Below are 21278 nucleotides of genomic sequence, written 5' to 3'. Positions count from 1 at the left end.
GGGGGAAGCCCCGCCTGCTTCATAATTATCTGGAATATTTCATGCGAATTCTTCTTTTAATTTTCACATTGATAGCCAGCACATCCTCTGCCGGAACTCCGGTCCTGAGTTTTTCAACTCAGGACAAGGAAGGCATTCGCTGGCTGATTCTGGAAGCAACTGCACTGGATGATATCTATGGTGCCGACCTGATTCTCGACTACGATGCAGCCGCGCTTGAGGTCGTTGATCTGGATTCCGGAAAATCAGGGATACAGATCCAAAGCGGGAATCTGTTCGGTACGTCCGCCTTTGAGGTCAGCAACAGCGTTGATACTCGAAAGCACAGCATTCGCCTTGCTCTCAGCCTGCTTAATCCGGCACCTGCAGTCAGCGGCTCTGGCATCCTTGCCACAATTGCGTTTAAGAATACCAAGCCAGGTATTGTTCAGGTTAAGCAACTGGAGTTTGGGACCAAAGAAGGCCGTCTAATCAGCGCAGAATTACCGCAACCTGTACTCGTTGAACCAGCTCGGAGCGCTGCAACAACTTCAGGCAAAGTATCTACACCCGCGCTGGCCATACCCGACTATTCTGCTTCTGGCAGAGATAATAATCTGATGTATATTCTCGGCGGAGTTTTTGCATTTCTGCTGTTGATCAACATCGTATTCTTTATGTATTGGCGTCAGAAAGTAAAACGTCCTGCAATATAAAAAAGCCCGGCTACTGCCGGGCTGTTTATTCATTCAGACGGAGGAGATATCCTCAGGCCTTCTCCACCAGATAATCAATATACTCATCACGCAGCGTACGTTTCTGCAGCTTGCCTGTGGCAGTGTGCGGCAGCTCCTCAACAAACAGGATGTCATCCGGCAGCCACCATTTGGCAACTCGGCTTTCCAGATAGTTATAGATATCCTGTTTATCGATATCGCTTTCTTCACTTTTTACAATAAACAGTAACGGCCGCTCATCCCACTTCTGATGACGCACACCAATCACGCAGGCTTCTTTTACGTCCGGGTGTCCTACCGCCGCGTTTTCCAGATCGATACTGGAAATCCACTCACCGCCGGACTTCACAACATCTTTGGCGCGGTCAACAATTTGCAGATAACTGTTTTCATCAATCACGGCAATATCACCGGTATCGAACCACTGCTTACCATGCGCATCGATAAAGAACGAATCCGGTTTTTCATTTTTATAATACGCCGTCAATACCCAGGGGCCGCGCACACGCAGATAGCCGCGTGATGTTCCGTCGTGTGGCAGCGGCTGATCGTCCTCACCAAAGATTTCCAGCTCGATGCCGAACATTGGCCGGCCGGCGGTAGTCTGCAGACGATAGCGTTCATCGTCACTCATTTTCTGCATGGCTTTGGTTGGTGCGCCGAGTGTCGCCAGCGGTGAGGTTTCGGTCATGCCCCAGATTGGTAATAAATACACGCCGTATTCTTTATCCAGTGTTTCCACCAGGGATTTCGGTGAGGCTGAGCCACCAACGCCGACAGTTTTAACCGAATCCATGCGTTTATTGTTACGTTTTAAATAATCGATCAGACCCAGCCAAACCGTTGGTACGCCCAGCATTAAATCCACTTCGGCCAGCTCGATTAATTCATGCAGACTCTGGCCATCCATACCATCACCGGGCAGCACCAGCGTCGCACCACTCATCGGAGCAATATAAGGCATACCCCAGGCGCAGACGTGGTACATAGGCACCACCGGCATCACCACCGAATCGGCAGAAACATTCAGTGCATCCGGATTACGGCTGGCATAGGCATGCAGCACAGTGGAGGCATGGGAATACAACACGCCTTTAGGGTTGCCGGTAGTGCCCGAGGTGTAACACAGGCCGGAGGCGGTATCCTGCGGAAACCGCGGCCATACCAGTTCGCTGCTGTATGTTGTCATTAAATCTTCATAATTAATGGCATTTGGCAGGCTGGTTTGCGGCATCTGGTCGGCATCGATCATAAAGATAAAGCCTTTGACCGAGGTTAATTTATCCGCCACCGGTTCCAGTAATTTTGCGAAGCAGGCATCCAGAAAGACATAGCAGTCTTCGGCATGATTAATAATGTATTCCACCTGCTCGGTATAAAGCCGTGGATTGACGGTATGACAGATGGCACCGATACCGGAGATCGCGTAATAACATTCAAAATGGCGGTAGCCGTTCCAGGCCAGTGTCGCCACCCGGTCACCGGGCTGAACTCCCAAAGCCAGCAATGCATTGGCCAGCTGCTTGCTGCGTTTTAACGCATCGCGGTAGGTATAGCGGTGGATATCACCTTCCAGCCGACGGCTGATAATTTCACGCGTACCATGATGCGCAGCAGCGTATTCCAGCAGGTCTGAAATAATCAGTGGCTGAGTCATCATCTGGCCGGCATGGGCCAAAGCAGAAGAAGCAGTGAGTGTCATAATGCGTTCCATGGCGAGTTGTTTGCTCCAGCTTAAAAGCCTTAGCGCCTGTTAGCCAGAGGCAAAGGCCGCTTTGTTAGTGTGTCTCCTCCCATAGAATGAGATGCCAGGGTCTGTTAACACTAATTGAATCGGGCCTGCTGAGAGCCAGTTTTTCTCAGAACAAGGAGTGAGGAGGGATATTAACGGGTTAAATGAATAACGAACGACGACGTTAATGGGGAAAACTGGCCTCAGCCCGAAGGGTTATGGCTAAAAATCCCTCATCCTGTGTTGCTGTTCGCTCGCTGAACCCGTTAGGCCACACTCCCAGCGCCTTGCCTGAGGAATTTTTAGCCGATAACAGGCCTGTTTAATTAGTGTTAACAGGCCCTAGGCACTTTTCACCGCTCCGGGCAAATTGAGCCATTTGTTTTTATCCGTGGCCGGCGACATAAACCTACGATAAAAAAACAGTAAACGTCTGGTAAGACAAACCTTCGGGTCTGTGAATTTTTCCCTCCTGCCTGATAGGATTCAGCGCGTTAACCAAAGGAGGGTTACCCTATGAAAGCTTATTCCATTCTTATACTGGCTGGCCTTCTGGCAGCTTGCGGCGGCGGTTCGGGTAGTTCAGGCAATTCAGGAGGTGGTGACAACGGTACTCCACCCGGCAATTACACTCCTGTCACCCAGAATCTGAGCCAATTGTCTCTGCTGGATGCCAGCGGCAAGCCTCTTTCAGAGGCCCAGGTAACCATCAGCCCGAAAAACACTGCCGGCATCGCGGTAGCCGCAGTTCTCGCCAGCAACAGTGTACAACTGACGGCAGACAGCAACGGTCATATCACCTTCCCTGATCTCGCTCCGGGAAGTTATACCCTGACCATTACCATCTCCGGTGTCACAGTAACCACGACACTGGAAATCCGTGCAGAAAATGCCTCCGGCAGCAGCACTGTAGCGGCCCCTCTGGTCATCACTGACAACGGCGCCGAAAGCCTCGAAGGCCAGGGATTCTTCGCTTCTCTTAGCGGTATTATTTTTGATGCCGATGGTCCGCTGAATAATGCTCAGATTGAGATTTCCGGCGGCGCGGCGACCAACGGTGCCATTGCCACAGCGACCACCGATAACGACGGCCACTTCGTACTGATCGTTAACGTATCGCTAAGCAAATTATTAGCTATAAAAACGGCCACCATCCGTATCAGCCGCGATGGCTATGGCACACGGGTAATTCCTCTGGATCTGACCCAGATATCTGCCCTCAGCGGTCTGAATTTTTCATTGCAGGCAGCCACTGGCAACAGTGATGCTCTTTACAGTGAAAATTTTGAGCAGCCCGTCAGCGAAGCGGCCTGTGGTAGCTGGATGACCGTCAGCGTTTCGCAATCTTATACCGGTGCTGGAGAAGGGCCGGGGCCACTGGCTACACTGAATGCAGAAGAAACCCCGGCAGAAGAAGCAGATGAAGAACTGCAGAATCTCTGGCACAGCCACAATGCCGGTCTTAACATCATAAACCAGGCACTGGTCAGTGATCTGGTGCTCCTTGCTCCGGATGATACTTCTGCCGGTAAAGTCCCAGACCCACTGAGCAACCGCGCCTGCTGGTATGGCCAGGCCGCATCCGGAGGTGTCACTCAGGGGAATTTCCTCGGTGAGCCGGAAGAACCACAAGAGGAACTCGACGGAGGGACATCGCTAACGCCGAACGGTGGCGCAATTGTTTCACCCGATATTGATCTGAGCGCTGAAACCGGCCCACTGTCTCTTACTTTCCGTACCTGGTGGGAAATTGAGGCGGTTAATCCGAATGAAAATGGCTTTGATCTGATGACCATTGAATACAGCACCGATGATATTCAATGGACACCCATTGCCCGTCTGAATCCGTTGTCAGATCCGGTGGGTCTGGATGATCAGGACCGTGCACCGCTGCCCTACTCCAACCGCGGCTATAACAAGGCGCCAGCGTGGTTATGGCAGGAGCCGATTGATATCTCAGATCTGGCCGGCGAGCAAATCAAACTGCGCTTCCGCTTTAACACCCAGGACGAACTGTATAACGGCTTCCGCGGCTGGCTGGTTGATGACATCAGCATCAAACGCGAAGCAGGTACCTTCCCACGCTATATAGAACGCAGGGATTATCTGCAGCCCAACTTCAGTCTGAACTCCGGTAATCCGGTACCGGCTAACGAGTCATGGGATTTCGATATAAGCGGCACCTACGTCGGCAACGAAACCGCAACCCTGAAGCTGGTGCGGATTAATGGCGATGGCTCCCAGACCGTACTGGACAGCCAGCAGGTTACCCAGAACGACGGCATCGATCTGGCAGCTAATATTGTTACTCCGGCCGATGGCATGATTCTTCTGGCGCTGCAGATGATCAGAGACGGAGATACCGCGCCGTTTCTGCAGTACGACCTGTATTACCCGGTGAGCGATGAATTGCCGCCGGAAGAGGAAACCGTGCCGGAATAATCCATCAGCCAACCGGTACACAACAGGGCAGCTCCGGCTGCCCTTTTTATTTCATGCTCAAATCTGTGAATAATATCAGCGGCTGCCAGTCGCTGTTTTTTGTATGATGTTTTTTTGCTCCGGCATGCGCCCGGCAGACAACATGACCACTCTTACGGAAAGGATATTCCGATGCTTTTAATTTTTCAGATCATAACCACCATGATGCTGCTGTTCTGGCCAATGGTGATGATGATGTCGCCGATGGCATTCGATGCACCGGGTTCAGAAAATAACCGCGAACATATCATCGGCATGATGATCTTCCTCTGTTACCCCATTCCGTTGTGCGCGCTGTACTGGATATTCGGTGCCGAGCTGTTCGGTATTTCCGGCCGTACCCTGACCCTGGGCGCCACCGTTATTATCGTGCTGGCAATGAGTGTATTCGGCTACGGCTCGCTGCTGAAAAACGCTTTAAACGGCATCGCCAGCAGTGGTTATTCCAACGTCAATAATCAGGTGTATTACAACGCCCGCCCGGTTGCCGGGGCCGACAGCGAAACCTTTGAGGTGCTGGGTAACAATTATTATTCCCAAGGTTATGCGCGCGACAATAAACAGGTGTATTTCCGCGGTGAGCTGCTGGCAGATGCCGACGTGGCCTCGTTCCGGCCAATGGACAGTGACGAGGAATACTGGGTCGATAACCAACAGATTTACCTCGGTGGCAAGGCCATTCCCGATGCTGACCCGGCACAGTTCAAACGGGTACCGGATGCCTGGGGCAGCCCGTCCGCCTATGCCCTGTCCGGCACGACGCTGTATTACGATGCCAAGCGCATTGGCGAGGTTAACCCGGATGAAATCAGTATTGTCACGCCGTTTCTGGCCAAAGACAGTCAGCGCATTTATTACCTGGAAAAAACCATCCTGCCGATGGCCGATGCTCCGAGTTTTACACTGCTGCCCGATACCGATGGCTACGCCCGTGACCGTTCCGCCGTCTACGACCTGATCGGTGAGCGTTCAGCACCGATTGCCGGAGCCGATCCGCAAACCATGGAAGTTCTGAACCGCGGCTATCTGAAAGACGCCAGACATATTTATCACCGCGAGAGCTACGAGCCGACGCAGATACTGCACGATGTCGATTACGACAGCTTTGTGGTCACCGACTGGGATGACGAAACTCAGTCCGAAGCCCGTGACCGCTATGCGTTGTATATGAACGGCAAGGTTGTAAAACAACTCGCCGAAAAAGCCGCGCAATAATGCGCTGAATAAAAAAGGGCAGCCTTAGCTGCCCTTTTTATTTTCCGGGTTTCAGAACCCGGATTTCAGTCCCCGGATTTCAATCTCCGAATTAACAGCAAAAGCCGTGCTTAAGCACGCTCTACCGCCAGAGCCACACCCATACCACCACCGATACACAGGGTTGCCAGACCTTTTTTCGCATCACGGCGCATCATTTCATGCAGCAGCGATACAAAAATACGGCAGCCTGATGCACCAATCGGGTGACCCAGAGCGATAGCACCGCCATTAACGTTGATCTTGTCTGCATCCCAGCCCAGACCTTTATTAACCGACAGCGCCTGCACGGCAAAAGCTTCGTTAGCTTCTACCAGATCCAGATCGGCCAGAGTCCAGCCGGCTTTTTCCAGACACTTTTTCGTCGCCGGAACCGGACCAGTACCCATGATTTTCGGATCAACACCGGCATTGGCATAGGCTTTGATGGTGGCCAGAATCGGCAGGCCAAGCGCTTCGGCTTTTTCACGGCTGGCCAGCATCACTGCGGCGGCACCGTCATTCAGCGAAGACGCATTACCCGCGGTAACGCTGCCGTCTTTCTTAAAGGCCGGACGCATTTCAGCCAGCTTGGCAGCCGTAGTGCCAGCGCGTGGGTTTTCGTCGGTATCGAATACCTTGGGGTCGCCTTTACGCTGTGGGATTACTACCGGAGTGATTTCATCTTTGAATTTACCGGCAGCAATCGCAGCCAGCGCTTTTTCCTGTGAAGCGGCGGCAAATGCGTCCTGCTCTTCACGGGAAATCTGATACTCATCAGCGATATTTTCGGCAGTGATACCCATGTGGTAATCGTTAAACGCATCCCACAGGCCATCCACAATCATGGTGTCGACCATATTCCACGGCCCCATACGCTGACCGTTACGTGAATTTGGCAGAGCGTGGGGCGCATTGGACATAGATTCCTGACCACCGGCAATAATCAGGTCTGCATCACCGGCCTTAATTGCCTGAGCCGCCAGATGCAGTGCTTTCAGACCGGAGCCACACACCTTGTTAATGGTCATCGCCGGCGTGGTATCGGCCAGACCGCCTTTGATCGCCGCCTGACGTGCCGGGTTCTGGCCCGCTGCGGCGGTTAATACCTGGCCCATCAGCACTTCATCGACTTCGGCCGGATTGATGCCTGTTTTTTCCAGCAATGAACGGATTACCGTCGCACCCAGATCCACCGCCTGAACACTGGCCAGTGAGCCGGCAAATGAGCCAATAGCGGTACGGGTAGCGGCAACGATTACTACGTCAGTCATAGAAATTCTCCAGAATATGAGGGCCTGCATTGAGTAGCACAGCGAGGATGACGAATTCATGAACCTCAGCCGCTAATTCAGTCCAACGGCTGGCGCTTGTCCTCTTTGTCGGGCGCAGTGAAAACCGGACGCCGGGCAGGTGCAGGCGCGCCATTATACCCGAAAGACGGCCTGATGCCGTCCGCCATTGGTGCAGGTCAGGAACAGGCTTTGTGCTTATCAGGCCATAAGTGGCACGTTTGGCAGGGGTAAAGATCGGGGATTCGGATAAGGCGTCGCGACTCAGGCGTCGCGGTCTACGCGGTCGAGAGCGCCCACATCCAGTACCGGCGAAGCGTCGATATGCTGGGCATCCATCATATAGGCGACCCGCTCGAGCGAGCTGAGAATCATCGTCTGCTCCCAGTCGTGCAGATCCTGATACTGCTGCACAAAGCTTTCCTGCAGCGGTTTCGGGGCATTCAGCAACACCGCATCCGCCTCCGGCGTCAGATACACGTAGACTTTGCGCTTATCGGCACTGCCGCGCTCACGCTTAACAAAACCGCGTTTTTCCAAACGGTCGATAATGGTGGTCACCGTCGCCTGCGACAGGCTCACGCGCTGGGCAACCTCACCCACCGTTAATTCGGTGTGCTGGCGCAGCAGCTGCAGAATCAATAACTGCGGGGCCGTCAGACCAGCAATTTTACTCAGCTGGCGCGAGTGCAGATCGGTGGCGCGGATAATACGGCGCAGGGCTACCAGCACCTCATCATAGCGGTTCATGTCGTTGTCCGGATCATTCTGATAAGAGCCGATTCTAACATCGTTAGGGTTCAAAACATTCATTATCCATCGGCCTCCGGCAGTTTTCCCAGCTGATCGGCATTAAGAGCAACCAGCAACTCATCACCCTGCTGATAAGTCCCCAGAATCAGTGCCTGCGTCTGCGCTGGCGGCTCAATATCCGATTCATTGAGCTCTATGATTTCCTGCACCTGATCAATCACCATGCCGACCACTTCATGCTCCAGCTCCAGCGTCATGATACGGCTGTCATCCGTGGCTTCCTGAGCAGCCAGCCCCAGCAGCGCCCTGCCATCCAGTACCGTGACCACATCACCGCGCTGATTAATGATGCCCGACACCACGGCCGGCGCACCGGGAACAGGCTCCGGCGGCTGAAAGTGCGCAACTTCACGCACCTGACGCACCGGCAGGCAGTAACAGGTTTCATCCAGGCGGAATGTGAGCCATTTCTGAGCATTCATCAGCTCACCTCGTTTTATTTAGAGTTGTAAATAAATTACCACGATGCTAAATTGTTTAGGGTTCTAAGTAAATGGCAGTTGCCGTAATGATTAATTCTTAGCCAAACTGAATAAAATTCAGGCTGATTAATCGGTACGTGGCAACTGAAAGCGAGAAATGGATACTTTTTCGACAGAAACGTCAGAAAAAAACATTACAGATCAAAACAATATTACCTTCCGGAAGCCTGCAGCAACCGACGGCCATGCCGTTTTCTCTCTGGTTGAGCGCTGCAAGCCTTTAGATGTCAATTCAATGTACTGCAACCTGCTGCAGTGTTCGCACTTTGCCGACACTGCCATCGTGGCAGAACAGAACGGCGACATGGTCGGCTTTATCTCCGGCTATCGCCTGCCGCACCAGCCCGACACGCTGTTCGTCTGGCAGGTTGCGGTCGACAGCAAAGCCCGCGGTCAGGGTCTTGCCAGTCGCATGCTGCACGCGCTGCTTAAGCGCCATCAACACGTTGTGCATCACCTGCACACCAGTATCACACCGGGCAACGATGCCTCGTGGAATACCTTCCGTCGCCTGGCTCACAGCCTTGGCGCCCCTCTCCAGACCAGCGAACTGTTTGACCGCGAACAACACTTTGGCGGCGCTCACGACAGCGAAACGCTGGTTCATATTGGTCCCTTCATGCTTTTTGCACAGGAGTAAAAAACACCATGGATATCTATCACGAACTCGAATCCAACGTGCGTGGCTACTGCCGCTCTTTTCCGGTGACTTTCACCAAGGCACAGAACGCCATCCTCACTGACAACGAAGGCAATGAATACATCGACTTCCTCGGTGGCGCCGGCACGCTGAACTACGGGCACAACAACCCGGTGTTTAAGAAAGCCCTGCTGGAATACATCGAGTCGGACAGCATCACCCATGGCCTGGACATGCATACCGAGGCTAAAACAGCGTTCCTGCAAAGCTTCAACGAGCGCATCTTCAAGCCGCGTAAAATGAAGTACAAAGTGCAGTTTACCGGCCCGACCGGTACCAATGCGGTGGAAGCGGCACTGAAGATTGCGCGCAAAAATACCGGCCGTCAGACCATTGTGTCGTTCACCAATGGTTTCCACGGCGTGACTCAGGGCGCCGCGGCTGTGACTGCCAATAACTACTACAAAAACGCCATCGGCATGCCGCTGCCGGGTGTGCAGTTTATGCCGTACGACGGTTATCTCGGCGATTTCAATACGCTGCATTATTTTGAAAAAGCGTTGCAGGACGGCTCTTCAGGTCTGGGACACCCGGCCGCCGTGATCGTTGAATGTATTCAGGGCGAAGGTGGCCTGAACAGCGCTTCTGCCGCCTGGATGCTGGGCCTGCAGGCGCTGTGTAAGCGTTACAACATGCTGCTGATTGTCGACGATATTCAGGCGGGTTGTGGCCGCAGCGGTACCTTCTTCAGCTTTGAAGAATTCGGTATCGAGCCGGACGTTATCACCCTGTCCAAATCCCTCAGCGGCTACGGTCTGCCAATGGCCATTGTGCTTTTGAAAGAAAAACTCGATACCTGGAAGCCAGGCGAGCACAACGGTACCTTCCGCGGTAATAACCATGCCTTTATTACCGCGCGCATGGCGCTGGAAACCTACTGGGCCGATGACAGCTTCAGCCAGAGCGTGAAGAAAAAAGCGCAGCTGATCCGCAGCCGCCTGAAAGAAATTCAGGCCGAGCACGGTGGCCAGATGAAGCACAAAGGGCGCGGCATTATGCAGGGTCTGGAATGTGTGAACGGTCAGGTTGCCAGCCGCATTACCGAACTGGCATTCAAGCGCGGCCTGATTATTGAAACCAGCGGTTCCGACGGCCAGGTGGTAAAAATCCTGACGCCACTGACCATCGAAGAAGACACCCTGAAAGCCGGCCTTGGCATTCTTGCCGAGTGCATCGGCGATGTGATGGCGGAGCAGATTTCCAAAGCCTCCTGAGCATCTCCCTCCTAATTGCCTATCAGAAAACCGCCAGCCGCCGGGAAACCCGCCTGGCGGTTTATCCAACCGATAACGAGTAATCACTATGATCGTAAGAACTCTGGAAGAATGCGAAAACTCCCCACGTAATATCAACGGCGGCAACTGGAAAAGTGTGCGTATGCTGCTGAAAGAAGACAACATGGGCTTCTCCTTCCACATCACCACCATTTTTGCCGGAACCGAAACCCCTATCTGGTATCAGAATCACCTTGAATCGGTGTACTGCATCAGCGGCGAAGGCGAAATCGAAACCACCGCCGACGGCAAGGTTTATCCGATCAAGCCCGGCACCCTGTACGTGCTCGACAAACACGATCAGCACCTGCTGCGCGGTTTCAGCGATATGCAGATGGCCTGTGTCTTTAATCCGCCATTAATCGGCAACGAAGTACACGACAAAGACGGCGTTTATGCATTGGATGCCGACCCTCTGAAAGCCTGAAAGGAGACCCCATGACTCTGCATACGGTAGAAAAAATCGGCGGCACGTCGATGAGTCAGTACCAGGATGTTCTGCACAATATCTGGCTGCGTCCGTACCAGCACCAGACGCAGGGCGAAACCCTGTACCAGCGCGTATTTGTCGTTTCTGCTTACGCCGGTATGACCAATGGTCTGCTCGAGCATAAAAAAAGTGGTGAACCGGGTGTGTATGCCCTGTTTGCCGAAATGGATGAGAAGCGCCCATGGCAGGACAAACTGCATGAAGTGCTGAACAACATGCTGGCAGTCAATGCTGAAATGTTTGCCCCGGACAGCATGATGCATAAACGCGCGGACCAGTTTATTCAGGAGCGTATGCGTGATGTGCAGGAATGCCTCGAGCATCTGGAAGTGGTGTGCAGCTTCGGCCATTTCCAGCTGGATGATCACCTGCATCGTGTACGCGAAATGCTCAGTGCACTGGGTGAAGCACACAGTGCCTTTAATTCCGTGCAACTGCTGCGCAGCCACGATGTGAACGCGCGCTTTATCGACCTCACCAACTGGCGCTCCGACGAACAGCTGAGTCTGGATGACCATATTGCCCAGGCCTTCAGCGACGTCGATATGAGCACAGAAATGCCCATTGTCACCGGCTACACCCAGTGCCGCGAAGGGCTGATGCGCACCTTTGACCGTGGCTACAGCGAAATGACCTTCAGCAAAATCGCCACCATTACCGGCGCGCGCGAAGCCGTTATTCACAAGGAATACCACTTAAGCACCGCCGACCCTGTGCTGGTCGGTGATGGCAAAGTGCACCCGATCGGCCAGACCAACTACGACGTGGCCGACCAGCTGGCCAACCTCGGGATGGAAGCCATTCACCCGCGTGCCGCTGCCGGGCTGCGCAAACAGAATATTCTGCTGCGCATTAAAAACACCTTTGAGCCGGAACACAGTGGCACTGTGATTCACAGCGACTACTGTAGTAGTACCCCTAAAGTGGAAATTATTGCCGGAACACGCAATGTCTGGGCTCTGGAGATTTTCGATCAGGATATGGTCGGCGATCCGTCCTACAGCCAGCGCATGAATGATCTGGTACTGGAATCCGGGGTACGGGTACTGACCAAAGACTTTAACGCCAACACCGTTACCTTTTATTTAAAAGGTAATAAACGCCGGATTAACTGGCTGATGGAACGCGTACAGCAAGCCTATCAGCAGGCCGATATCCGCGTCGAAAAACTGGCCATGGTCAGCGCCATCGGCAGCGACATGAAAATTACCGGTCTGTTGCAAAAGGCCGCCGGAGCACTGTCCGATGCCGGGGTGAATATTCACTCGGTACACCAGGCCATGCGTCAGGTGGACATCATGTTCCTGGTCAGCGACAGCGACTACGCCAGTGCTGTAAAAGCACTTCATTCAAAACTGATTGAGCAATCCGATACATGGCCAGACCAAAAAACCGCCTGACCCTGACTTTATTGCTGAGCATCAGCGCCTTCTGTGCAGCCCTGGCCATGCCAGCGGCTGCACAGTCCGTTGACAGCGACGATAAAAAACAGCAACAGAATGACCAGCAGGCAGAGCAGACGATCGAAGAATTACAGGCGCCGCTGTACAGCGCTTTTACCGAACGCTATCTGCTCGATGAGGTTAAAAATCTGCGTCAGCAGATTGCTGATGCGCGGGTTGAACTGACCGAAAAAATTGTCGATAAAGAAATTGATGTATCCAGCAAGGCTCTGACCTATGCCACCGATACCGTCACCTATTTTTTCTATCTGATTGCCGGTGCTTCCACGCTGCTGGTATTAATTGGCTGGAATTCATTACGTGATATCAAAGAACGGGTTGGCGCTTTTGCCAACGACGAAATCCGCCGTATCACCGCCAGCTATGAAAAACGCCTTGATAAACTCGAAGACGAACTGCACCGTAAATCACGGCATATTGCCCAGGCGCAGGAAGAAATTGAACTCACCAACGAAATTCACTCGCTGTGGCTGAAAGCCTCACAGGAAAATACACCGCAGAGCAAAATCGCCATTTACGATCAGATTCTGCAACTGCGTCCGGACGACGTTGAAGCCCTGACTTACAAAGCCGATGCAGCGTTATTACTGGGTCAGGCACAATGGGCAACCAGCCTTGCCAACCGCGCCCTGGAAGTCGACCCGGAAAACAGCCACGCGCTCTATCAGCGTGCCTGTGCCCATGCCGAAAGCGGTGCAACCGAAGAAGCCCTGCGCGATCTGCAGAACGCCATCGATAAAGCCGACTCACTGCGCCTGCAGGCTGGCCGCGACATCAGCTTTGAAAGCCTGCTGCAGAATGAGCGTTTTCTGGAAATGGTGGTACTGCCGCCGGATGAAGACGGTGAAGAAAACAGCTGAGCAAGCGGAGAAAAAGACCATAGCAAAAACCGGAAAAATTCAGACCGGACGGTCTGAATTTTATTCCGTTAAAAAAAGCGCCAGCAGTTCATTCAGATATTGCTGGCCTTTTTCCGTTGGATAAATACGTTTATCCACATTCAATAAACCCAGCTGCTGAGCTTTTGCCACAGGTTCTTCTACAGCATCCAGTGTCAGGCCGGTGCGGTATTCAAAATCATCAACCAGCATACCTTCACGCAGGCGCAGGCCATTCATTAAACACTCGAGGCCAATATCTTCCGGCTCAATGGTTTGCTTACCGGTCAGGAAGGTTTTATCCGGATTGAGATAATCCCGTGGCAGGCGGGTTTTCTGCGTGCGGTAAATTACGTTGGCATCGGCCAGGGTGATTTTGCCGTGCGCTCCGGCGCCAATGCCAAGATAGTCACCAAACTGCCAGTAATTCAGATTATGTTTCGAGGCTTTGCCCGGCTGGCAATGCGCCGATATTTCGTAGTGGTCAAAACCGTGCTCCGTCAGTAATGCCAGCCCGGCCTCCTGAATATCCCATAATGCGTCGTCTTCCGGTAACTGCGGCGGACGTTTATAAAATTCGGTATTGGGTTCTATGGTCAGCTGGTACCAGGATAAATGCGTGGGCTTAAACGCCAGAGCCTGTTGCAGATCGTCCAGCGCCTGTTCGACAGTTTGCCCCGGCAGACCATGCATTAAATCGAGATTAAAATTATCAAAACCGGCTTTTTTCGCCAGTTTAATGGCCCGCAGTGCCTGCTCGCGATCATGTACCCGGCCAAGCTTCTGCAGATGTTCTGGCTGAAAGCTCTGTATTCCGATGGATAAACGGTTAATTCCCAGCTTGCGGTACGCTGCGAATTTTTCAGCTTCGAACGTACCCGGGTTGGCTTCGAGGGTAATTTCGATATCTTTGGCAAAGGTCAGGCGCTGCTTCAGTCCTTTAAACAGCGCTTCGTAAGCCCTGGCCGACAACAGGCTCGGCGTGCCGCCGCCAAAGAAGATGCTGTGAATCTCACGCCCCTGCACCCAGCGCAGGTCTTCATCCAGATCGGCCAGCAATGCGCGGATATATTCCCGTTCCGGCAGATCACCTTCAGCCTGATGCGAGTTAAAATCGCAATACGGACACTTACGGATACACCAGGGAACATGGATATACAGGCTCAGCGGCGGCAGATGCAGCATGACTACTTCCTCAAATTCCGGCTCAGACTTCAGCCAGATCCAGGGCCTGCAACAAAGCTTCCGCCTTGGCGGCCCATTCATTATTTTCGTGTGACAGTCGGGTATTGTCTTTTTTCAGACGCTCGTTGTCTTGCTGCATTTGTAGTATTTGCGCATTCAGTTGCTCAATCTGCTGCTGTTGCGCCAGCACTGCAGCATCGCGTTCAACCAGTTGCGCAGCAGCTTCAGCCAGTTGCTGGCGGGTCTGTTGCTGTTCGTTGTTCAGTTTCTGCACATCTTCCTGCAGCTGCATATTATCCAGCTGCAGGGTTTCGATGCTGCTGATAGTACGTAACACTTTCTGTTCTAACTGATCAAAAATATCCACACATCACTCTTTTTAAAAAATAATAAAAAAGCCCGCACCATAAGCGCGGGCCAGACTTGCATCCCTGAGCGGGGAAATATCAGACGTGCCAGCGCGCCAGAAGTTGCTGAATTGCCTGACCACGGTGAGAGAGCTGATTCTTACGCTCTTTATTCAGACTGGCTGCTGCACAACCTTCGCCCGGAACAAAGAACAGCGGATCATAGCCAAAGCCATCGCTGCCTTCCGGCGCGGTTAAAATACGTCCTTCCCAGCAGCCCTGAAACACCTGTGGCGTCGGGTCGGCGGCATGACGCATATACACCAGTACGCACTGGAAACGGGCAGTACGCTGCGCCTCTGGAACGTCTTTAAGCGTCGCCAGCAGCTTGGCATTGTTGGCACTGTCGCCCTGGCCGAAACCATCGTCGGCTGCGGCATAACGGGCACTGTAAATACCCGGTGCGCCCTGCAGGGCATCGACTTCAAGACCGGAGTCATCGGCCAGTGCCGGCAGGCCGGTAGCGGCGCAGGCATTGCGTGCCTTAAGAATGGCATTTTCAACAAAGCTGAGACCGGTTTCTTCGGCTTCTGTCACATTGAGCCGGGTCTGTGGAATCAGCTCAATATTCAGCCCGGCAAAATGGGTGTCGAACAGTGCGGAAAATTCCCGCAGTTTTCCGGCGTTACCGCTGGCGAGTACTATTTTGTTCATTCTTCGTAAAATCGCTGGCTGAATTTCACATCAAAGGTGCGGCTCTGGCCTTCCGGAGTTGCTTTCAGGTTAACGTTATACATGTCTTCATCATCGAAACGGAAAGTGGTGATGTAATACACCGCATTGGTTTCTTTGATTTCCTGAAATTCCAGTTCGCGGCTCTGACCGAGCAGGTTGCGGATAGTGCCGGTCACTTTACCGCTGACCGCAGCCGGTACATCGCTGCCTTCTTCGTTATGCAGAATCGACACGCTGATATAGCCCAGCGCCCGTGAACGGCTGATGCCATAGGCTTCAGCCGCTTCCGGTGGCAGGAAGCTGGAGTTAAGGCCGATATAGTGAACTTCGTAGTCACCAAATACCTGCTTCTGCTCACCACGGTCGGCGGCCAGCAGCAGTGGGCTGAAGGCGGCACACAGGGTGAATAAACATGCGGTAAAAACCTGAGTCAGTGCTTTCATGATCATTTCCTTGTGATGTGATAAACGGCTATTTCACCCAGCATGGACGGCCACAGGCGAATCGTCCAGTGTTCTTTATGCTGGTCATCGACCACGGTTTTATTGAGGATGCGGATGCCTTTTTCACGGCACAGCATCTCAAAATCGCGGAAGGTACACATATGAATGTTGGGCGTGTCGTACCAGTTATACGGCAGCGTTTCCGACATTGGCATACGGCCTTTCAGCAACAGATAAAAACGCGTACGCCAGTAACCAAAGTTCGGGAAGGTGACAATGGCTTCGTCACCGATGCGCAGCATTTCATCGAGCAATAAATCCGGGCGCTGCACCGCTTGCAGTGCCTGGGTCATGATGACGGTATCAATGCTGTTATCTTCAAAATTACTCAGACCTTTATCCAGATCCTGTTCGATAACATTGACGCCATTAGCAATACAGGCGGTGATTTTTTCCGGATTAATTTCCAGACCATATCCGCGCACATTTTTATGGCGCTTCAGGTAGCTCAGCAACGAGCCTTCACCGCAGCCAAGATCGAGTACCTGACTGTCGGGCTTAACCCACTGCTGGATAATGGCCAGATCATCACGTAATACCGTCATACTTTCCCCTCCACGCCAAGACCGTCAGCCACACGCTGCATATAGGCTTTGAAAATATCCATATAACGCGGAATCGGCAGCAGGAAAGCATCGTGACCGTTGTCGGATTCAATACAGGCATAGCTGACGTTTTTATCGGCGTGCATCAGGGCATTCACAATTTCTTCCGAACGCGCCGGAGAGAAGCGCCAGTCGGTGGTAAAAGAAACCACCAGATAGTCGCACTGCGAGCGGCTCAGACATTTCACCAGATCGTTATCAAAGTCAGCGGCCGGATCAAAATAATCCAGTGCTTTGGTCATCAGCATGTAGGTGTTGGCATCAAAGCGCGTACTGAATTTTTCGCCCTGATAATGCAGGTAGCTTTCCACCTCAAATTCAGGCGCAAAGCTGTAATTCAGTTTGCCTTCTTTCAGCTCACGGCCGAATTTCTGCCGCATCGCATCATCTGACAGATAGGTTAAATGCCCCAGCATGCGCGCCTGCATCAGACCGGATTTCGGAATAGTGCCGAATTTGTGATACCAGCCGTCATGGAAATCCGGATCTTTGGCAATCGCCTGACGCGCAACTTCGTTAAAGGCAATATTCTGCGCCGATAATTTCGGTGCCGAAGCAATCACCACCGCATGGCGTACGCGCTCAGGAAACTGAATCGACCAGCGCAATACCTGCATGCCACCCAGCGAACCACCGACCACGGCGGCCCATTGCTGAATACCCAGCACATCGGCCAGCCGCGCCTGACTGTTGACCCAGTCACGCACCGCCATAATCGGAAAATCCGGGCCGTACACTTCACCGCTTTCCGGATTAATGCTGGTCGGGCCGGTTGAACCTGAGCAGCCGCCTAAATTATTCAGCGCCACCACAAAAAAGTGGTTGGTATCGATGGCTTTGCCGGGACCGATGGCGGTATCCCACCAGCCGGGCTTTTTATCGTCCATGCTGTGGTAACCGGCGGCGTGATGATCGCCGCTCAGGGCGTGACAGATCAGCACCGCGTTGGATTTATCGGCGTTCAGGCTGCCATAGGTTTCGTACATCAGATCGTACTGCGGCAGAACCCGGCCACTGCGCAGAGTCAGTGGCTGATCAAAATGCTGTAACTGGGGAGTGACCAGACCGACGGAGTCGTCGGGAATAACATCCGGCATGAGCGTTCGTTTCCCGCGTTGGTGAAAGCTGACAATTAAGGCGCGGAGTTTATCAGGCTTGCCGCCAGAAGACAGCAGCGGCAGCAAGCCTGAACACGCCGTTGCTGTTACAGCACCAGCGTCTGGCTGATCCCGCAGCCCGCAGCAAAGTGCCCGTCATGGCTGACCAGAATCAGCGCCCCCGGATAAGCCCGTAAGGCCTGTGCCAGCTGTTCACGGCTGTGCCTGTCCAGATGGTTGTCCGGCTCGTCGAGCAACAGCAACGCTCCGGGAGTTTGCTGGGTGACCAGTAACAACGCCAGCTTCATACGCTCACCGCCGCTCAGGATGCCGGCCGGGCGCAGACAGGCATCTGCATTTAACCCAACCCCGGCAAGCAAGGTGCGCGCACTGGTCATATCCAGTGATGTTGCCTGCAGCAGGTTATCCAGCGCACTGAGATGGTTATGCAGCAGACTGCAGTGCTGATCGAGCAGACGTATTTCGCTGCGGCGCAGAATCGTTGGCTGCTGATCCGCTGTCGCAAGCAACTGCAGCAGGCTGCTTTTGCCGGAGCCGTTAGCACCGCGTAACCACAGATGCTCGCCCTGCTGTAAGGCAAAGGTCAGGCGCTGCTCAGGGCGGTACGGCAGTGGCTGATCCGTTACCTGCAGAATCAGACCACTGCGCAGTTTTCCGGTCGTGGGCAGATACCACTGGGCGAGCGGACTGTCTTCCCGCAACCATTGCTGCTGACGCTCTTTCAGCTGACGGGCAGCCTGCTCATGCTGACGGCTGCGTGCCCGGCTCTGCCGCCCCTGCTGCTGCTCCGCGCTTTGTTGTTTGTTATCCAGCAGCAGTTTGCTCTGGCTGCCATCACGGCGCTGACGCTTACCGCTTTGCGCCCGGCGGGCTGCTTTTTCCTGGCTGCGCTGGGTGGCGCGCTCTACCTGTTGCAGACGCTGGCGGCTGCCTTCCAGCTGCTGCAGCAATGCCTGCTGCTCCTGCTGACGCTGCAGCAAAAACTGATCATAGTTGCCACCGTACTGATACAGATGGCCGCTGCGCAGTTCCAGAATATGCTCCATTGCCTGCAGCAGCTGCACATCATGGCTGACCAGAATCAGCACGCCGCGAAAAGCCGCCATCTGCCCGATCAGCCACTGCCGGCCACTGTCATCCAGATGATTGCCCGGTTCGTCGAGTAACAGGACTGCGGGCTCTGATGCAAACAGCAGCGCCAGCTGCAGGCGCATACGCTGCCCACCACTCAGCGCCTGTGCCGGGCTTTGTAAACGCTGCACTAACTGCGCTGCCGAAGTATCTGACTCATACGCCAGACCATAAGGCTGCAGAATCTGCTGCAAACGCTGCGGCAGGCTCCAGTCATCACCGATCAGCTCAAAATCGGCGGCGGTGGCTATGCCTTCTTCCACCCGCTGCAAGGCCTGTAACCGCTGACTGAGATTTAAGTAGTCCGCCAGGCTCTGAGCGTTACGGGGGCCATCAGCCTGCTGTTGCGGTAACCAGACGCAGCGCCCGCGGCAGCGGATATGGCCCTGCTGCACCTGGCGCTGCCCGGCCAGCAGTTCCAGCAACCATGATTTTCCACTGCCATTACGGCCGCACAAACCGTAACGGCCGGCCGTCAGCGACAGCTGAATATCCTGCAGGATATGCTCACCTGCAGCACTTTGTGCACACAGATGTGCGCACTCAAGAAGAACGGATTGGGACATAAGCTACTCCTGCGGCAGCAGGCGCATAGCGGGTACACAGAGGTCGTGTAAGAAGAGAGAGGTACTGCCAGACCCGACATACGCAGTCCTGCCCGCCGATTAAAACCAAAAGAAAAGGGTTAATGACGGAAGCAGGGCGTTTAAATCATGTCGGTGCGGACTCCGCAGAAGAATTCAGAAGTGGCAGGTTAAGAAAAAGCGGCATTGCTGACAAGATTATGACTGTCTTTTCCTGCTGCGTTTTCGCTTTGTTGACGCTTTCTGTGTCGTTATTCTCAGAGCGAACGGGGCATTTCGCGCTATACAGTGGTTTCACCTTTGGTCTAAAGTTGAAAGATCTCAGGAAAAGGAAGTCCGCTATGCAGCCCATTGCCACACCTGCCACGCTCAATACCGATGATCTGAAAGCCATGGTTTATGGCGCCTGTTTTCTTGCCTCAGGCGGCGGTGGCCCGATCAGTATGGCGCTCGATTTTCTGCAACGCATGAGTGGTACCGTCAGCCTGCTGCCGGTCACGCAACTGGAACGGGATAAAACAGCGCTGATGGTGGTTGATCTGGGCTCTCCCGATGCCGCCGCCGAGGGGCACGGCTTCACTGCTCCGGTCAATGCTTTCAAAAGCCTCAGCGCTTACCTGAAAGAAAAAGAACAGAAAACCATTGCTTACCTGCTGCCCGGTGAAATTGGTGCGGTGAATACCCTGATCCCGTTTTATATCGCCTCCATGATGGATGGCAAAATTGCCGTGATCGACGCCGATCCCTCGGGCCGTGCCGACCCGCGCCTGACCGAAACCCTGCTGGCCGCAACCAACGCACCGAGCTGTCCGGCCATGATTGCCTCCGACACACAGACCGGCGCCGGCCTGCGCTGCGACTGGACGGCCGAACCTTTTGCTTCAACCCTGTTCCTCGATCTGAGCGCCGCCGAACTGGAAGAAAAGGCCCGCGAAACCGTCAGTCAGCCGGAGTATCATCAGGTCGGTGGTATGGCCTGCTATCCACTGGACACCAACTTTTTGCAGAGTCCGGCCGCGAAAAACTCGCTGGTCTATAACTCCGTCGGCCGGGCACTGATTATCGGCCGGCAGATTCTCAGTTCCTCATCCGTCCCGGCGTTATCAATGCTGCTCGATCTGCTGCATATCCATAACTACATATTTACCGAAGGTAAAATCAGCAAAATCATTAACCGTACCCACGGTGGTTTTGATGTCGGCAAAATTATTTTCAGTGCACCTGCAGGTGATTACTGGGTGTATTACAAAAACGAAAGCCTGCTGGCCTGGGATGTAAAACAAGGGCGGCCACATGCCATCGCACCGGATTGCATCAATATCATGCTGGCGGCAGCCGATGGTACAACACCGGCCGGTACGCCACTGTCGACCGCCGATATCCGCGAAGGTCAGAGTTGTACTCTGTGGGGAACCGCCTGTCCGGAAGCCATCCGCATCACGCCGGTGATCAGCCAGTTTATGGATGACCTGAACGATATTCTCAGTGCCTTCCCGGAAGACCACGTTGCGGTGTC

Annotated in this window: 20 protein-coding genes; 9 read left to right on the top strand and 11 right to left on the bottom strand. The window is 53.6% G+C overall.

What is annotated here, in order from left to right:
• Window positions 1-41 precede the first annotated feature (41 nt).
• Window positions 42-695, top strand: a complete 654-nt coding sequence (locus B3P58_RS04885; protein ID WP_286716373.1) for a cohesin domain-containing protein — start codon at window positions 42-44, stop codon at window positions 693-695.
• A gap of 52 nt (window positions 696-747) precedes the next feature.
• On the opposite strand, the gene B3P58_RS04880 is transcribed toward B3P58_RS04885, so the two are convergent.
• Complete coding sequence (locus B3P58_RS04880; protein WP_286716372.1) at window positions 748-2418, bottom strand: long-chain-fatty-acid--CoA ligase; 1671 nt, start codon at window positions 2416-2418, stop codon at window positions 748-750.
• A gap of 546 nt (window positions 2419-2964) precedes the next feature.
• Between B3P58_RS04880 and B3P58_RS04875 the strand changes: the two genes are divergently transcribed.
• Window positions 2965-4890, top strand: a complete 1926-nt coding sequence (locus B3P58_RS04875) for a carboxypeptidase regulatory-like domain-containing protein (protein WP_286716371.1) — start codon at window positions 2965-2967, stop codon at window positions 4888-4890.
• Between the two features lie 171 nt (window positions 4891-5061).
• Entirely contained in the window at window positions 5062-6144 is a 1083-nt protein-coding gene (locus B3P58_RS04870; RefSeq protein WP_286716370.1) for a DKNYY domain-containing protein, read from the top strand.
• Window positions 6145-6254: 110 nt separating this feature from the next.
• Here the strand turns inward: B3P58_RS04870 and B3P58_RS04865 are convergent, their stop codons facing one another.
• From B3P58_RS04865 to B3P58_RS04855, 3 genes are all read right to left on the bottom strand, one after another.
• On the bottom strand, window positions 6255-7436 hold the full coding sequence (locus B3P58_RS04865) for an acetyl-CoA C-acetyltransferase (RefSeq protein ID WP_286716368.1): 1182 nt from the start codon (window positions 7434-7436) through the stop codon (window positions 6255-6257).
• A gap of 282 nt (window positions 7437-7718) precedes the next feature.
• Entirely contained in the window at window positions 7719-8267 is a 549-nt protein-coding gene (locus tag B3P58_RS04860) for a MarR family winged helix-turn-helix transcriptional regulator (RefSeq protein ID WP_328296342.1), read from the bottom strand.
• Entirely contained in the window at window positions 8267-8689 is a 423-nt protein-coding gene (locus tag B3P58_RS04855) for a chemotaxis protein CheW (protein ID WP_230331376.1), read from the bottom strand. Before B3P58_RS04855 ends, B3P58_RS04860 begins: the two co-directional genes overlap by 1 nt.
• Window positions 8690-8846: 157 nt before the next feature.
• Here B3P58_RS04855 and ectA point away from each other — a divergent pair, with 157 nt between their 5' ends.
• From ectA to B3P58_RS04830, 5 genes are all read left to right on the top strand, one after another.
• Complete coding sequence (ectA, locus tag B3P58_RS04850) at window positions 8847-9389, top strand: diaminobutyrate acetyltransferase (RefSeq protein WP_145466974.1); 543 nt, start codon at window positions 8847-8849, stop codon at window positions 9387-9389.
• Between the two features lie 8 nt (window positions 9390-9397).
• Window positions 9398-10663, top strand: a complete 1266-nt coding sequence (gene ectB, locus B3P58_RS04845) for a diaminobutyrate--2-oxoglutarate transaminase (RefSeq protein ID WP_286716365.1) — start codon at window positions 9398-9400, stop codon at window positions 10661-10663.
• Window positions 10664-10751: 88 nt separating this feature from the next.
• The gene (locus B3P58_RS04840; protein ID WP_225691423.1) at window positions 10752-11150 is read left to right on the top strand and encodes an ectoine synthase; all 399 of its coding nucleotides are present in this window, start codon (window positions 10752-10754) and stop codon (window positions 11148-11150) included.
• Between the two features lie 11 nt (window positions 11151-11161).
• Window positions 11162-12613 (top strand): aspartate kinase, encoded by a 1452-nt coding sequence (locus B3P58_RS04835; RefSeq protein WP_145466980.1) that lies wholly within the window; start codon window positions 11162-11164, stop codon window positions 12611-12613.
• Window positions 12589-13536, top strand: coding sequence for a TPR end-of-group domain-containing protein (locus tag B3P58_RS04830; protein ID WP_225691421.1), 948 nt, complete (start codon window positions 12589-12591; stop codon window positions 13534-13536). The genes B3P58_RS04835 and B3P58_RS04830 overlap by 25 nt, the downstream gene beginning before the upstream one ends.
• Before the next feature lie 60 nt (window positions 13537-13596).
• Here B3P58_RS04830 and hemW read toward each other — a convergent pair whose 3' ends face one another.
• The 7 genes from hemW to B3P58_RS04795 all read right to left on the bottom strand — a co-directional run bounded on the left by hemW (window position 13597) and on the right by B3P58_RS04795 (window position 19744).
• On the bottom strand, window positions 13597-14739 hold the full coding sequence (gene hemW / locus B3P58_RS04825; protein WP_286716362.1) for a radical SAM family heme chaperone HemW: 1143 nt from the start codon (window positions 14737-14739) through the stop codon (window positions 13597-13599).
• 22 nt (window positions 14740-14761) lie between these two features.
• On the bottom strand, window positions 14762-15106 hold the full coding sequence (locus B3P58_RS04820; protein WP_286716361.1) for a hypothetical protein: 345 nt from the start codon (window positions 15104-15106) through the stop codon (window positions 14762-14764).
• A 79-nt stretch (window positions 15107-15185) separates the two neighbouring features.
• Entirely contained in the window at window positions 15186-15800 is a 615-nt protein-coding gene (gene rdgB / locus B3P58_RS04815; RefSeq protein WP_286716360.1) for an RdgB/HAM1 family non-canonical purine NTP pyrophosphatase, read from the bottom strand.
• A complete protein-coding gene (locus B3P58_RS04810; RefSeq protein ID WP_286716358.1) occupies window positions 15797-16264 on the bottom strand; it encodes a DUF4426 domain-containing protein in 468 nt (155 codons plus the stop codon). Before B3P58_RS04810 ends, rdgB begins: the two co-directional genes overlap by 4 nt.
• Window positions 16265-16266: 2 nt before the next feature.
• Entirely contained in the window at window positions 16267-16869 is a 603-nt protein-coding gene (metW, locus tag B3P58_RS04805; RefSeq protein ID WP_145466992.1) for a methionine biosynthesis protein MetW, read from the bottom strand.
• A complete protein-coding gene (gene metX, locus B3P58_RS04800) occupies window positions 16866-18026 on the bottom strand; it encodes a homoserine O-succinyltransferase MetX (RefSeq protein ID WP_145466993.1) in 1161 nt (386 codons plus the stop codon). Before metX ends, metW begins: the two co-directional genes overlap by 4 nt.
• 107 nt (window positions 18027-18133) lie before the next feature.
• Window positions 18134-19744: an ATP-binding cassette domain-containing protein gene (locus tag B3P58_RS04795; protein ID WP_286716357.1), complete on the bottom strand. Its 1611-nt coding sequence runs from the start codon at window positions 19742-19744 to the stop codon at window positions 18134-18136.
• Between the two features lie 359 nt (window positions 19745-20103).
• On the opposite strand from B3P58_RS04795, the gene B3P58_RS04790 reads away from it, so the two are divergent.
• Window positions 20104-21278: DUF917 family protein (locus B3P58_RS04790; protein WP_286716356.1), on the top strand; the 1175-nt coding region annotated here is incomplete at its 3' end.

The organism is Thalassolituus sp. UBA2009 (assembly GCF_002335285.1).
GTDB lineage: Bacteria > Pseudomonadota > Gammaproteobacteria > Pseudomonadales > Oceanobacteraceae > Venatoribacter > Venatoribacter alkanivorans.
Note: the sequence above shows the minus strand (reverse complement) of the source record. Positions and strands in the feature narration are given on the sequence as shown.